Raw genomic sequence first — 13,281 nt, forward strand, 5'->3', positions numbered from 1 at the left:
TCGTCCTCCACTCACGCAACAGGAGAGCCCACCACCGTGGCCACCACCAACGACCTGAAGAACGGCCTGGTGCTGAACCTCGACGGCCAGCTGTGGACCGTCACCGCGTTCCAGCACGTGAAGCCGGGCAAGGGCGGCGCCTTCGTGCGCACCACGTTGAAGCACGTCATGTCCGGCAAGGTCGTGGACCGGACCTTCAACGCGGGCACCAAGGTCGAGACGGCCACCGTCGACAAGCGCGGCATGACCTACCTGTACAAGGACGGCGCCGACTTCGTCTTCATGGACGGCGACACCTACGACCAGATCAGCATCCCGGCCGACACGGTCGGCGACGCGGCGAACTACATGCTGGAGAACCAGGAAGCGATCGTCGCCATGCACGAGGGCGTCGCGCTGTTCATCGAGCTCCCCACCTCGGTCGAGCTCGTGATCCAGCACACCGACCCGGGCCTGCAGGGCGACCGCTCCACCGGCGGCACCAAGCCCGCCACGCTGGAGACCGGCGCGGAGATCCAGGTGCCGCTGTTCGTCACCACCGGCGAGAAGATCAAGGTCGACACCCGCGACGGCCGTTACCTGGGTCGAGTGAACGGCTGAGATGGGCGCACGGAGCAAGGCCCGCAAACGCGCGCTGGACGTCCTCTACGAGGCCGACCTGCGGGGCGCCGACCCGGTGACGCTGATCGCGGACCGGGTCGGTTCGACGGACGTGCCGCCGGTGAACGACTACACGATCGTCCTGGTGGAAGGCGTCACGGCGCACCGCGCGCGCATCGACGACCTGATCTCCGAGCACGCGGAGGGGTGGACGCTGCAGCGCATGCCGGCGGTCGACCGCGCGGTGCTGCGGATCGGGCTCTACGAGCTGCTGTGGGCCGCGGACGTGCCGGACGCGGTCGCGATCGACGAGGCGGTCGAGCTGGCCAAGGGCCTGTCCACGGACGACTCGCCGCGGTTCGTCAACGGCGTGCTCGGCCGGATCGCGGTCATCGCCGACCAGCTCCGGGCCGTGCTCTAGCCACGTGCCACCCGGCCGCGCGCCGCGGCCGCACCTCGCGCGGCCGCGCGCCCGGCGCCTGCCCACGAGCAGGCCGCAGGTCGGAAGGGCCACCCGTTGGCGAACCACCGGGTGGCCCTTTTCGCGTGCTCAGTCCTCCTTGGCCGGACGAGCCTCGGGAGGCAGCACACCCCAGTCGATGAGCTGCTCGGTCAGCTCGCCGGGCGTCATGTCGTAGATGATCGCCAACGACCGCAGGTCCTCGGTCCGGATGGACAGCACCTTGCCGTTGTAGTCGCCGCGCTGGCTCTGGATGGTGGCCGCGTACCGCGCGAGCGGCCCGACCTTCTCCGCCGGCAGCTGTTGCAGCCGTTCCAGGTTGATGACGATCTTCGTGGCGGGTTCCGCGCCGGACGGCACCCGACCTTCCGGCAGCAGCTCGGCCACCGGGACGCCGTAGAAGTCGGCCAGCTCGGCGAGCTTCTGCACGGTCACGGCGCGGTCGCCGCGCTCGTACGAGCCGACGACCACGGCCTTCCAGCGACCGCCGGACTTCTGCTCGACGCCGTGCAAAGACAAGCCCTGCTGCTGGCGGATCGCGCGGAGCTTTGCCCCCAGCGCCTTGGCGTAGTCGCCCATGTGGCGGTTCTCCGTTCATTCGCCCCGTCAGCCGGTAGGGGACTGCCGCGGGGAGGCTTAGATCAATACGCAGAGTAATGATTGCTCTCCGTGGTCACCAGGTCAAGCTGATCTCGCTGGGACAGGTGGGCGAGACCACGCACACCACCCGGAAGATTGACCGCGCGCGCCTGATACGGTGCTGGTCAGCCCGGTCGCAGCCGGGTGTCCGACGTCCTTTAAGGACCCGTCCAGCGAGGCGGGGAAGGAGGTCCACCGTGGCGCCACGTCAACGTGGCGCGACGGACCCGGCCGGGGAGCGAGAGCTCCTGTCGGCCGGCGACGTCGCGCGCACCGTCGCCCGAATGGCCCATCAGATCATCGAGAAGACCGCTCTTGATGCACCGAGCGCACCCGCAGTAGTCCTGATGGGGATTCCGAGCCGGGGAGCGCCGCTGGCCCGCCGGCTGGCCGTCCGCATCGCCGAGTTCTCGGGTGTCGAGGTGCCGACCGGCACGCTGGACGTCACCCTCTACCGGGACGACCTGCGCCGAGGGCCCACCCGCCCGCTGGAGGCGACCAAGCTGCCCGAGGGCGGCGTCGACGACAAGCTCGTGGTCCTGGTGGACGACGTGCTGTTCTCCGGTCGCACGATCCGCGCCGCGCTCGACGCCCTGCGCGACCACGGCCGCCCGCGCGCCGTGCAGCTGGCCGTCCTGGTCGACCGCGGCCACCGCGAGCTGCCGATCCGCGCGGACTACGTGGGCAAGAACGTGCCGACGGCCCGCACCGAGGAGGTCCACGTGCTGCTGGACGAGTTCGACCAGCGCGACGGGGTGGTGCTGCGGTGAAGCACCTGCTCACCACCGAGGGCCTCGACCCGGACCAGGCGACGGCCATCCTGGACACCGCGGCGAGCCTCAAGCAGGCCCTCGAAGGCCGTGAGGTGCGGAAACTGCCGACGTTGCGCGGTCGCACGGTCATCACGATGTTCTACGAGAACTCCACCCGCACCCGGGTCAGCTTCGAGATCGCGGGCAAGTGGATGAGCGCGGACGTGGTGAACGTCTCGTCCTCCGGCTCCAGCGTGGGCAAGGGCGAGTCGCTGCGCGACACGGCGCTGACCCTGGCCGCGGCGGGCGCGGACTGCGTCATCGTGCGGCACCCGGCGTCCGGCGCGGCCCACCGGCTGGCCGGCTGGCTGCACGAGGCGGGCACGTCGGTGGTCAATGCCGGCGACGGGATGCACGAGCACCCCACCCAGGCCCTGCTCGACGCGGCCACCCTGCGGGAACGCCTCGGCGACCTGCGGGACCGCCGGATCGCGATCGTCGGCGACGTGCTGCACAGCCGGGTCGCCCGGTCCAACGTGCACCTGCTCACCGCCCTGGGCGCGGACGTGACGCTGGTCGCGCCGCCGACGCTGCTGCCGACCGGGGTGGAGCGCTGGCCGGTGACCGTCTCGCACGAGCTGGACGCCGAGCTGCCCAGCCTCGACGCGGTCATGCTGCTGAGGGTGCAGGCCGAGCGGATGTACGGCGGGCCCGCCGGCGCGGGAGGCAACGGGCACTTCTTCCCGTCGGCCCGCGAGTACTCGATCGCCTACGGCCTGAGCGAGCGGCGGCTGGAGCTGCTGCCCGGGCACGCCGTCGTGCTGCACCCCGGTCCGATGCTGCGCGGCATGGAGATCGCCTCGGCGGTCGCCGACTCGCCCCGCGCCGCCATCACCGACCAGGTGCGCAACGGCGTGCACGTGCGCATGGCCGTGCTCTACCACCTGCTTGCCCACGAGGAGGAGACCGCGTGAACCCCTTGATCCTCAAGGGAGTACGACCGTACGGCGAGGGCGACCCGACCGATGTGCTGATCCGCGACGGCGTGATCGCCGCGATCGGTGGGATCACCGAGGACGCGGACGTGGTCGAGGGGAACGGCGCGGTCCTGCTGCCCGGCTTCGTCGACCTGCACACCCACCTGCGCGAACCCGGCCGCGAGGACACCGAGACCATCGCCACCGGCTCGGCCGCCGCCGCGCTGGGCGGCTACACGGCGGTGTTCGCCATGGCCAACACGAGCCCGGTCGCGGACAACGAGGTCGTCGTCCGGCACGTCGCCCGGCGCGGCCGCGAGGTCGGCCTGGTCGACGTGCACCCGGTCGGCGCGGTCACCGTCGGCCTGGAGGGCGTCAAGCTCGCCGAGCTGGGCACGATGGCCAAGGCCGGCGCGCGGATGTTCTCCGACGACGGCCACTGCGTGCACGACCCGCTGATCATGCGGCGCGCGCTGGAGTACAGCAAGGCGCTGGACGTGGTCGTCGCGCAGCACGCGGAGGAGCCCCGGCTCACCGTGGGCGCGCAGGCGCACGAGGGCGAGCAGGCCTCCCGGCTGGGCCTGCAGGGCTGGCCCGCCGCCGCCGAGGAGTCGATCGTGGCCCGGGACTGCCTGCTGGCGCTGCACGCGGGCGCCCGGCTGCACGTCTGCCACGTCTCCACCACCGGCACCGCCGACGTGCTCAGGTGGGCCAAGGCCCGCGGCACGGAGGTCTCCGCCGAGGTCACGCCGCACCACCTGCTGCTGACCGACGAGCGGCTGGCCACCTACGACCCGGTGAACAAGGTCAACCCGCCGCTGCGCACGGCGGCCGACGTCGAGGTGCTGCGCCGGGCGCTCGCCGAGGGCGTCATCGACTGCGTGGCCACCGACCACGCGCCGCACGCCGTGCAGGACAAGGACACCGAGTGGTCCGCCGCCCGGCCCGGCATGCTCGGCCTGCAGACCGCGCTGTCGATCGTGGTGGAGACCATGGTCAAGACCGGTCTGCTGGACTGGCGGGGCGTGGCGCGGGTGATGAGCGAGCGGCCCGCCGGGATCGCGGGCCTGCCCGACCAGGGCCGGCCGATCGAGGTCGGCGAGCCCGCCAACCTCGTCCTGGTCGACCCGGACGCCACCTGGACGGTGCGCGGCGCGGAGTTCGCCAGCATCGCGGCCAACACCCCGTTCGAGGGCATGGAGCTGCCCGGCGCGGTGGTCGCGACCCTGCTGCGCGGGCGCGTGACGGCGGTCGGCGGAAGGATTCCGGCATGACGCGGGTGCTGCTCTCCCTCGCCGTGCTGGCGATCTTCCTGCTGTGCCTGTACGGCATGTGGCACGGCTGGCGGCGGCGCGCCCGCCGGCAGGCCGGGGTGCTGCCGGAGTTCCCGCAGCCGCCCGCCGAGACCGGCGCGACGATGCTGGAGACGACCGGCGTGTACGTCGGCACCACCATCGGCGACGACTGGCAGGACCGGGTGGCGGTCGGCGACATCGGCCACCGCGCCGAGGCGACCCTCAAGCTCACCGAGAGCGGCGTGCTGGTGGAGCGCACCGGCGCGAGCGCGCTGTGGATCCCGGCGGACCGGGTGGACGGCGCCCGGACGGCCCGCGGCCTCGCGGGCAAGGTGATGACGGCGGACGGCCTGCTGGTCGTGCGCTGGCACCTCGGCGACCAGGTGTTCGACACCGGGTTCCGGGGCGACGACAAGGACGTGTACGAGCAGTGGGTGCAAGCGCTGGGAGGCCCCGCATGAACAACTCGGTCAAGACGAACGCGGCACTGGTGCTGGAAGACGGCCGCGTGTTCCGCGGTGAGGCCTACGGCGCGGTCGGCGCGAGCCTGGGCGAGGTGGTGTTCTCCACCGGCATGACGGGCTACCAGGAGACCCTGACCGACCCGTCCTACCACCGCCAGATCGTGGTGCAGACCGCGCCGCAGATCGGCAACACCGGCTGGAACGACGAGGACGACGAGTCGGGCCGCATCTGGGTCTCCGGCTACGTGGTGCGCGACCCGGCGCGGGTGCCGTCCAACTGGCGGTCCACCCGCACCCTGGACGACGCGCTGGCCGGTCAGGGCGTCGTGGGCATCTCCGGCGTCGACACCCGGATGCTGACCCGCCACCTGCGCGAGCAGGGCGCGATGCGCGCGGGCGTGTTCTCCGGCGACGACCTCGGCGGCGTCGAGGAGATGCTGGACCGCGTCCGCAGCGCGCCCGCCATGGTGGGCGCGGACCTCGCGGGCGACGTGACCACGCCCGAGCCGTACGTGGTCGAGGCCGTCGGCGAGCGCCGCCTCACCGTCGCCGCGCTCGACCTGGGCATCAAGTCCAACACGCCGCGGATGATGGCCGAGCGGGGCATCGAGGTGCACGTGCTGCCGCTGACCTCGACCCTGGACGACCTGGTCGCGGTGCGGCCGGACGGCGTGTTCCTGTCCAACGGGCCGGGCGACCCGGCCACCCAGGCGCACGCGGTCGAGCTGACCCGCGGCGTGCTCGACCGGCGGATCCCGCTGTTCGGCATCTGCTTCGGCAACCAGATCCTCGGCCGCGCGCTCGGCCGCGACACCTACAAGCTGCGCTACGGCCACCGGGGCATCAACATCCCGGTGATCGACGTGGCGACCGGCAAGGTGGCGATCACCGCGCAGAACCACGGGTTCGCGCTGGAGGGCGAGCCGGGGGAGGAGTTCAGCTCCGACTTCGGCCGCGTGCTGCTGAGCCACTACTGCCCCAACGACGGCACGGTCGAGGGCGTGCGGGCCTTGGACGTGCCCGCGTTCAGCGTGCAGTACCACCCCGAAGCCGCGGCCGGTCCCCACGACGCCGCACCGCTGTTCGACGAGTTCGTGACGATGATGGGCGAGGGCCGCTGATGCCGAAGAGGACTGATCTCAAGCACGTGCTGGTCATCGGCTCCGGCCCGATCGTCATCGGCCAGGCCTGCGAGTTCGACTACTCCGGCACCCAGGCGTGCCGGGTGCTGCGCGAGGAGGGCCTGCGGGTCTCCCTGGTCAACTCCAACCCGGCGACGATCATGACGGACCCGGAGTTCGCCGACGCCACCTACGTCGAGCCGATCACGCCGGAGTTCGTGGAGAAGGTCATCGCGGCCGAGCGGCCGGACGCCATCCTGGCCACGCTGGGCGGCCAGACCGCGTTGAACACCGCCATCGCGCTGCACGAGCGCGGCGTCCTGGAGAAGTACGACGTCGAGCTGATCGGCGCGGACATCGACGCCATCCAGCGCGGCGAGGACCGGCAGATCTTCAAGGACCTGGTCCGCAAGATCGGCGCGGACGTGCCGCGCAGCGCGGTCTGCAAGACCATGGAGGACGTCCGCGCGACCGTCGCCGACCTGGGCCTGCCGGTCGTCATCCGGCCGTCGTTCACCATGGGCGGCCTCGGCTCCGGCATGGCGCACACCCCCGAGGAGCTGGAGCGGCTGGCCGCGAGCGGCCTGGCCGAGTCCCCGGTCACCGAGGTGCTGGTCGAGGAGAGCGTGCTCGGCTGGAAGGAGTACGAGCTGGAGCTGATGCGCGACCGCAACGACAACGTGGTCGTCGTCTGCTCCATCGAGAACATCGACCCGATGGGCGTGCACACCGGCGACTCGGTGACCGTGGCCCCGGCGATGACGCTCACCGACCGCGAGTACCAGCACATGCGCGACGTCGGCATCGCGGTCATCCGCGAGGTCGGGGTGGACACCGGCGGCTGCAACATCCAGTTCGCGATCCACCCCGGGAACGGCCGCATGGTCGTCATCGAAATGAACCCGCGCGTCTCCCGCTCGTCCGCGTTGGCGTCGAAAGCGACCGGTTTCCCGATCGCCAAGATCGCCGCGAAACTCGCCATCGGCTACACGCTCGACGAGATCCAGAACGACATCACCGGTGAAACTCCGGCCAGTTTCGAACCGACGCTGGACTACGTCGTGGTGAAGGTGCCGCGGTTCGCGTTCGAGAAGTTCCCCGGCGCGGACAGCACCCTCACCACGACCATGAAGTCGGTCGGCGAGGCGATGTCCATCGGCCGCAGCTTCGTGGAGGCCCTGGGCAAGGCGTTGCGGTCCATGGAGACGAAAGCCGCCGGTTTCTGGACCGTGCCCGACCCTTCGGGCACCGACCCCGCCGTGACGCTGGAGTCCACTCTGGACGCCCTGCGCAACGGCCACGACGGGCGTCTGTACACGGTGGACCGCGCGCTGCGCCTCGGCGCGACGATCGAGCAGGTGCACGAGGCCTCGCGGATCGACCCGTGGTTCATCGAGCAGCTGGCCTGGCTGGTCGACCTGCGCGGCGAGCTCGAGGACGCGCCCGTGCTGGACGAGCGGCTGCTGCGCAAGGCCAAGCGGGCGGGCCTGTCCGACCGGCAGGTCGCCGCGCTGCGCCCGGAGCTGGCCGGCGAGGACGGCGTGCGCTCGCTGCGCCACCGGCTGGCCGTGCGGCCGGTGTTCAAGACGGTGGACACCTGCGCCGCCGAGTTCGCCGCCAAGACGCCCTACCACTACTCGGCCTACGAGCTGGACCCCGACGCCGAGAGCGAGGTCGCCGAGCAGCGCGACAAGCCGAAGGTGCTGATCCTCGGCTCGGGACCGAACCGGATCGGGCAGGGCATCGAGTTCGACTACTCGTGCGTGCACGCGGCCATGGCGCTGCGCGCGGCCGGGTACGAGACCGTGATGGTCAACTGCAACCCGGAGACCGTCTCCACCGACTACGACACGGCGGACCGGCTGTACTTCGAGCCGCTGACGTTCGAGGACGTGCTGGAGGTGTTCCACTCCGAGCAGCGCTCCGGCACGGTCGTGGGCGTGATCGTGCAGCTCGGCGGCCAGACGCCGCTGGGCCTGGCGCGGCGGCTGGCGGACGCGGGCGTGCCCATCGTGGGCACCCCGCCGCACGCCATCCACCTCGCCGAGGAGCGCGGCGCGTTCGGCCAGGTCCTCGCCGACGCCGGGCTGCCCGCCCCGAAGTACGGCATGGCCACCTCGTTCGCGCAGGCCAAGGCCATCGCCGACGAGATCGGCTACCCGGTGCTGGTGCGGCCGTCGTACGTGCTCGGCGGTCGCGGCATGGAGATCGTCTACGACGAGGACACCCTCCAGGGCTACATCCAGCGCGCCACCGAGGTCAGCCCGGAGCACCCGGTGCTGGTCGACCGGTTCCTCGACGACGCCATCGAGATCGACGTGGACGCCCTCTACGACGGCCACGAGGTGTTCATCGGGGGTGTGATGGAACACATCGAGGAGGCCGGCGTGCACTCCGGCGACTCGGCGTGCGCCCTGCCGCCGATCACGCTCGGCGAGTCCGACGTCGAGGCGGTCCGGCGGTCCACGCTGGCCATCGCCGAGGGCATCGGCGTGCGCGGCCTGCTCAACGTGCAGTACGCCCTCAAGGACGACGTGCTGTACGTCCTGGAGGCCAACCCGCGCGCCTCGCGCACCGTCCCGTTCGTCTCCAAGGCCACGGCGGTGCCGCTGGCCAAGGCCGCCGCCCGGATCATGCTCGGCGCCACCGTGGCCCAGCTGCGCACCGAGGGGCTGCTGCCCAAGACCGGCGACGGCGCCAAGCTGCCGCCGCACGCCCCGGTCGCCGTCAAGGAGGCCGTGCTGCCGTTCCACCGGTTCCGCACGCCGGAGGGCAAGGGCGTCGACTCGCTGCTCGGCCCGGAGATGAAGTCGACCGGCGAGGTCATGGGCATCGACGTGTCCTTCGGCATGGCCTACGCCAAGTCCCAGACCGCCTCCTACGGCTCCCTGCCCACGTCGGGCCGGGTGTTCGTGTCGGTGGCCAACCGGGACAAGCGGGCCATGATCTTCCCGGTCAAGCGGCTCGCCGACCTGGGCTTCGAGGTGCTGGCCACCGCCGGCACGGCCGAGGTGCTGCGCCGCAACGGCATCCCCTGCACGATCGTGCGCAAGCACTTCGAGGGCGCCGACAACATCGTGGACGCCATCCTCGCGGGCACCGTCGACATGATCATCAACACCCCGTACGGCAACCACGGGCCACGCGTGGACGGCTACGAGATCCGCACCGCGGCCGTGGCCAAGGACATCCCCTGCGTGACCACGATCCAGGGCGCGGCGGCGGCCGTGCACGGCATCGAGGCCGCGATCCGCGGCGACATCGGCGTGCGGCCCCTCCAGGCCCTCCAGGCGGCCCTGCGGGGTGACGCGTGAGGGTCGTCGGCCAGAGGTTCGGCGCGCGGATGGCGAAGGCGGTGGCCGAGCACGGCCCCCTGTGCGTGGGCATCGACCCGCACCCCGGCCTGCTGGCGTCCTGGGGCCTCTCCCAGGACGCCGCGGGGCTGGAGCGGTTCGCGCTGACGTGCGTGGAGGCGTTCGGCGGCCACGTGGCGCTGGTGAAGCCGCAGGCGGCTTTCTTCGAGGCGCACGGGTCACGGGGCGTGGCGGTGCTGGAACGGGTCGTGGCGGACCTCAGGGACAGCGGCACGCTCGTGCTGGTGGACGCGAAGCGCGGCGACATCGGCTCCACGATGGCGGCGTACGCGGCGGCGTACCTCACCGAGGGCTCCCCGCTGGCCGGCGACGCGGTCACCGCGTCGCCGTACCTCGGCTTCGGGTCGCTCGACCCGGCCCTGGAAGCCGCCGCCGCGAGCGGTCGCGGAATATTCGTCCTCGCGTTGACTTCGAATCCCGAGGGCGCCTCGGTGCAGCGCGCGGTGGGGCCCGACGGGCGTTCCGTGGCGCAGTCGGTCGTGGACGCCGCGGCCCGCGCGAACGCCGGTCTCGAACCGCTCGGCGACGTCGGCCTGGTGGTCGGCGCGACCGTCGGCGAGCACCGGCTGGACCTCTCCGACCTGCACGGATACGTCCTCGCGCCCGGTTTCGGGGCCCAGGGCGCGACCGTCGCGGACCTGCGCGCGCTCTTCGGCGCGGACCTGCGCGGGGTGCTCCCGACGACCTCCCGGGACGTGCTCAGGCACGGCCCGGAAGCCGCAAAGTTGCGGTCGGCGGCGGCCGCCGTGCGGCGCTCCCTGGAGATGTGATCACGATCAAATCGCGACACGCTTCACGTGGTCCGCTCACCTGCGCAAACGTTCCCTGGTACGGTCCTGCCCACCGACAGGTCCATCACCCATCGAGCGCATACCACACACGGCGTGCGCAAGGCGTTACCGGTGGCGGTGACGGGCTTGTCGGTGGGTGTTGGTACTACTACCACCCGCCGCAACCACTCCAGCGCTGAAAGATTCACCTGACTGGGACCCACGTTGTACCCAGGCAATTGCGCTCGGTACGGTCGCGGCACCGATCCAGAATTGAAATTCCCACACCACGGAGGAAATCGTGGCCCTTCCCCAGCTTACCGAGGAGCAGCGGGCCGCAGCGCTGGAGAAGGCTGCTGCCGCTCGTCGCACTCGGGCTGAGCTCAAGGAGCGCCTCAAGCGTGGCGGCACGAACCTGACCGACGTGCTGAAGGCCGCCGAGAGCGACGAGGTCCTTGGCAAGATGAAGGTGTCCGCGCTGCTCGAGGCGCTTCCGGGCGTCGGCAAGGTGCGTGCGCAGCAGATCATGGAGCGCCTTGAGATCGCTCCGTCCCGTCGGCTGCGCGGCCTGGGTGAGCGGCAGCGCAAGGCGCTGCTCACCGAGTTCAGCGGCGAGTGAGTGATGGCACCGGGGTGGGGTCGGGCGTTCGCGCCCGGCCCCGCCTCACCGTTCTGTCCGGTCCGTCCGGCGTCGGCAAGTCCAGCGTGCTGGCCGAGCTGCGCCGGATGGAACCGGAGATCCACTTCAGCGTCTCGGTGACCACGAGGAAGCCGAGGCCGGGCGAGGTCGACGGGGTGCACTACCACTTCGTCGACACCGCCGAGTTCCGCGAGATGGTCGCCAGGGGCGAGCTCCTGGAGCACGCCGAGTTCGCGGGCAACTGCTACGGCACCCCCAAGGCGCCGGTGGAGCTGGCCCTGGCGGCCGGCACGCCGTCCCTGCTGGAGATCGAGCTGCAGGGCGCCCGGCAGGTCCGGGTCGCGATGCCGGAGGCCCGGCTGGTCATGCTGGCCCCGCCGTCGTGGGAGGACCTGGTCGGCCGGTTGACCGGCCGCGGCACCGAGGACCCCGCCGTCGTCGCCCGCCGGTTGGAGATCGCCAGGGAGGAACTGGCGGCCGAGCCGGAGTTCGACGAGGTCGTGGTGAACGACGACGTGCGGTCCGCCGCCGCGAGCTTGCTAAACTTGGTGGTCGGCCCGGCGCCCGACGCGTGAGCACGCGCGTCGCGAGGCGCGGGACGGTTGTCTCGACACGATGGCAGCACAGACCCACCCCTGAACCGCAGGAGCGTTGACGAGTGACCACGCACACCGAGCTGGGCCCGCTCTCGGGTACTCCGGAGGGCATCACCAACCCGCCGATCGACGACCTCCTGGAGCAGGTCAGCTCGAAGTACGCGCTGGTGATCTACGCCGCCAAGCGCGCGCGCCAGATCAACGACTACTACGCGCAGCTCGGCGAGGGCCTGCTCGAGTACGTCGGCCCGCTGGTCGAGCCGGGCCCGCGCGAGAAGCCGCTGTCGATCGCGCTCCGGGAGATCCACGCGGGTCTCCTCGAGCACACCGAGGGCGAGTGACCGAGGCCGTCGCCGCCCCCGAACGCCCCACCGTGATCCTCGGGGTGGGCGGGGGCATCGCCGCCTACAAGGCGTGCGAGGTGCTGCGCCGGCTCACCGAGTCCGGCCACGACGTGCGCGTCGTGCCCACGGAGGGCGCGCTGAAGTTCGTCGGCGCGGCCACGTTCGAGGCGCTGTCCGGCCGGCCCGTGCAGACCGGGGTGTTCGAGGACGTCCCCTCGGTGCCGCACGTGAAGCTGGGCCAGCACGCCGACCTGGTCGTCGTCGCGCCCGCCACGGCGAACCTGATCGCGAAGGCCGCCCACGGCCTGGCCGACGACCTGCTCACCAACACGCTGCTGACCGCGCGCTGCCCGGTCCTGCTCGTGCCGGCGATGCACACCGAGATGTGGGAGCACCCGGCGACCCGGGCCAACGTGGCGCTGCTGCGCTCGCGCGGCGTGATCGTCGCCGAGCCCGCCAGCGGCCGGTTGACCGGCAAGGACACCGGCAAGGGCCGGCTGCCCGAGCCCGCCGAGATCGTCGACCTGGCCCGGTTGCTGCTGGCGCGCCCCGGCGCGCTGCCGCGCGACCTGGAGGGCGTGCACGTCGCCGTGTCGGCGGGCGGCACGCGCGAGCCGCTCGACCCGGTGCGCTTCCTGGGCAACCGCTCGTCCGGCCGGCAGGGCTTCGCGCTGGCCAGGGTCGCCGCCCAGCGCGGCGCCCGGGTGACGCTGGTCGCCGCGCACACCGCGGACCTGGTCGCGCCCGCCGGGGTGGACGTCGTGCGCGTCGGCTCGGCGCTGGAGCTGCGGGACGCGATGCACGCCGTCGCCGCCTCCGCCGACGTCCTGGTGATGGCCGCGGCCGTCGCCGACTTCCGCCCGGTGGACCTGGTCCAGCACAAGATCAAGAAGACCGATCGCGACCCCGACCCGGTCGCCCTCACCCGCAACCCGGACATCCTGGCCGAGCTGGTCGCCGCCCGGCGGCCGGGCCAGGTCGTCGTGGGGTTCGCGGCCGAGACCGGGGACGCCGACACCGGTGTGCTCGACTACGGCCGCGCGAAGCTCGAGCGCAAGGGCTGCGACTGGCTCGTGGTCAACGCCGTCGGCGACGGTCGCGCCTTCGAGGTCGAGGACAACGCCGGCTGGCTGCTGTCCGCCGACGGCGCGGAGACCCCGATCCCGCACGGCTCGAAGGCGCGGCTGGCGTCCGCATTGTGGGACGCCGTCGCCCCGACCGTCGAACGGTGACGTTCGCGCCCGGGCGC

The 13,281-nt window shown here is 72.0% G+C and carries 14 protein-coding genes; 13 read left to right on the top strand and 1 reads right to left on the bottom strand.

What is annotated here, in order from left to right; translation table 11 throughout:
- Nucleotides 1-36: 36 nt before the first annotated feature.
- Both efp and nusB read left to right on the top strand, forming a co-directional pair.
- A complete protein-coding gene (gene efp, locus EDD40_RS34100) occupies nucleotides 37-600 on the top strand; it encodes an elongation factor P (protein WP_123746564.1) in 564 nt (187 codons plus the stop codon).
- Between the two features lies 1 nt (nucleotide 601).
- Nucleotides 602-1,021: a transcription antitermination factor NusB gene (gene nusB, locus EDD40_RS34105; protein WP_123746565.1), complete on the top strand. Its 420-nt coding sequence runs from the start codon at nucleotides 602-604 to the stop codon at nucleotides 1,019-1,021.
- 129 nt (nucleotides 1,022-1,150) lie between these two features.
- Here nusB and bldD read toward each other — a convergent pair whose 3' ends face one another.
- Nucleotides 1,151-1,639: a transcriptional regulator BldD gene (gene bldD / locus EDD40_RS34110; RefSeq protein ID WP_015103676.1), complete on the bottom strand. Its 489-nt coding sequence runs from the start codon at nucleotides 1,637-1,639 to the stop codon at nucleotides 1,151-1,153.
- A gap of 257 nt (nucleotides 1,640-1,896) precedes the next feature.
- Here bldD and pyrR point away from each other — a divergent pair, with 257 nt between their 5' ends.
- The 11 genes from pyrR (at nucleotide 1,897) to coaBC (ending at nucleotide 13,264) form a co-directional block, all read left to right on the top strand.
- Nucleotides 1,897-2,469, top strand: a complete 573-nt coding sequence (gene pyrR, locus EDD40_RS34115; RefSeq protein ID WP_123746566.1) for a bifunctional pyr operon transcriptional regulator/uracil phosphoribosyltransferase PyrR — start codon at nucleotides 1,897-1,899, stop codon at nucleotides 2,467-2,469.
- A complete protein-coding gene (locus EDD40_RS34120) occupies nucleotides 2,466-3,425 on the top strand; it encodes an aspartate carbamoyltransferase catalytic subunit (protein ID WP_123746567.1) in 960 nt (319 codons plus the stop codon). The genes pyrR and EDD40_RS34120 overlap by 4 nt, the downstream gene beginning before the upstream one ends.
- The gene (locus EDD40_RS34125; protein WP_123746568.1) at nucleotides 3,422-4,702 is read left to right on the top strand and encodes a dihydroorotase; all 1,281 of its coding nucleotides are present in this window, start codon (nucleotides 3,422-3,424) and stop codon (nucleotides 4,700-4,702) included. The genes EDD40_RS34120 and EDD40_RS34125 overlap by 4 nt, the downstream gene beginning before the upstream one ends.
- On the top strand, nucleotides 4,699-5,184 hold the full coding sequence (locus tag EDD40_RS34130) for a PH-like domain-containing protein (RefSeq protein WP_123746569.1): 486 nt from the start codon (nucleotides 4,699-4,701) through the stop codon (nucleotides 5,182-5,184). The genes EDD40_RS34125 and EDD40_RS34130 overlap by 4 nt, the downstream gene beginning before the upstream one ends.
- A complete protein-coding gene (gene carA, locus EDD40_RS34135) occupies nucleotides 5,181-6,308 on the top strand; it encodes a glutamine-hydrolyzing carbamoyl-phosphate synthase small subunit (protein WP_123746570.1) in 1,128 nt (375 codons plus the stop codon). Before EDD40_RS34130 ends, carA begins: the two co-directional genes overlap by 4 nt.
- On the top strand, nucleotides 6,308-9,622 hold the full coding sequence (gene carB / locus EDD40_RS34140; protein WP_123746571.1) for a carbamoyl-phosphate synthase large subunit: 3,315 nt from the start codon (nucleotides 6,308-6,310) through the stop codon (nucleotides 9,620-9,622). The genes carA and carB overlap by 1 nt, the downstream gene beginning before the upstream one ends.
- A 29-nt stretch (nucleotides 9,623-9,651) precedes the next feature.
- Nucleotides 9,652-10,452: an orotidine-5'-phosphate decarboxylase gene (gene pyrF, locus EDD40_RS34145; RefSeq protein WP_123748498.1), complete on the top strand. Its 801-nt coding sequence runs from the start codon at nucleotides 9,652-9,654 to the stop codon at nucleotides 10,450-10,452.
- Nucleotides 10,453-10,753: 301 nt separating this feature from the next.
- Nucleotides 10,754-11,071: an integration host factor, actinobacterial type gene (gene mihF / locus EDD40_RS34150; RefSeq protein WP_077005726.1), complete on the top strand. Its 318-nt coding sequence runs from the start codon at nucleotides 10,754-10,756 to the stop codon at nucleotides 11,069-11,071.
- A complete protein-coding gene (gene gmk, locus EDD40_RS34155; RefSeq protein ID WP_123746572.1) occupies nucleotides 11,068-11,667 on the top strand; it encodes a guanylate kinase in 600 nt (199 codons plus the stop codon). Before mihF ends, gmk begins: the two co-directional genes overlap by 4 nt.
- A gap of 83 nt (nucleotides 11,668-11,750) precedes the next feature.
- Nucleotides 11,751-12,029, top strand: coding sequence for a DNA-directed RNA polymerase subunit omega (gene rpoZ, locus EDD40_RS34160; RefSeq protein WP_053721631.1), 279 nt, complete (start codon nucleotides 11,751-11,753; stop codon nucleotides 12,027-12,029).
- A complete protein-coding gene (gene coaBC / locus EDD40_RS34165; protein ID WP_123746573.1) occupies nucleotides 12,026-13,264 on the top strand; it encodes a bifunctional phosphopantothenoylcysteine decarboxylase/phosphopantothenate--cysteine ligase CoaBC in 1,239 nt (412 codons plus the stop codon). The genes rpoZ and coaBC overlap by 4 nt, the downstream gene beginning before the upstream one ends.
- The last annotated feature ends 17 nt before the right edge of the window (nucleotides 13,265-13,281 follow it).

The sequence above is a fragment of the Saccharothrix texasensis genome (assembly GCF_003752005.1).
Classification (GTDB): Bacteria; Actinomycetota; Actinomycetes; order Mycobacteriales; family Pseudonocardiaceae; genus Actinosynnema; species Actinosynnema texasense.

Bases quoted from the DNA above. Each gene is read 5' to 3' on its own strand.
- nusB (WP_123746565.1), top strand. From the start codon at position 602: ATGGGCGCACGGAGCAAGGCCCGCAAACGCGCGCTGGACGTCCTCTAC.
- bldD (WP_015103676.1), bottom strand. From the start codon at position 1,639: ATGGGCGACTACGCCAAGGCGCTGGGGGCAAAGCTCCGCGCGATCCGC.
- EDD40_RS34130 (WP_123746569.1), top strand. From the start codon at position 4,699: ATGACGCGGGTGCTGCTCTCCCTCGCCGTGCTGGCGATCTTCCTGCTG.
- carA (WP_123746570.1), top strand. From the start codon at position 5,181: ATGAACAACTCGGTCAAGACGAACGCGGCACTGGTGCTGGAAGACGGC.
- carB (WP_123746571.1), top strand. From the start codon at position 6,308: ATGCCGAAGAGGACTGATCTCAAGCACGTGCTGGTCATCGGCTCCGGC.
- pyrF (WP_123748498.1), top strand. From the start codon at position 9,652: ATGGCGAAGGCGGTGGCCGAGCACGGCCCCCTGTGCGTGGGCATCGAC.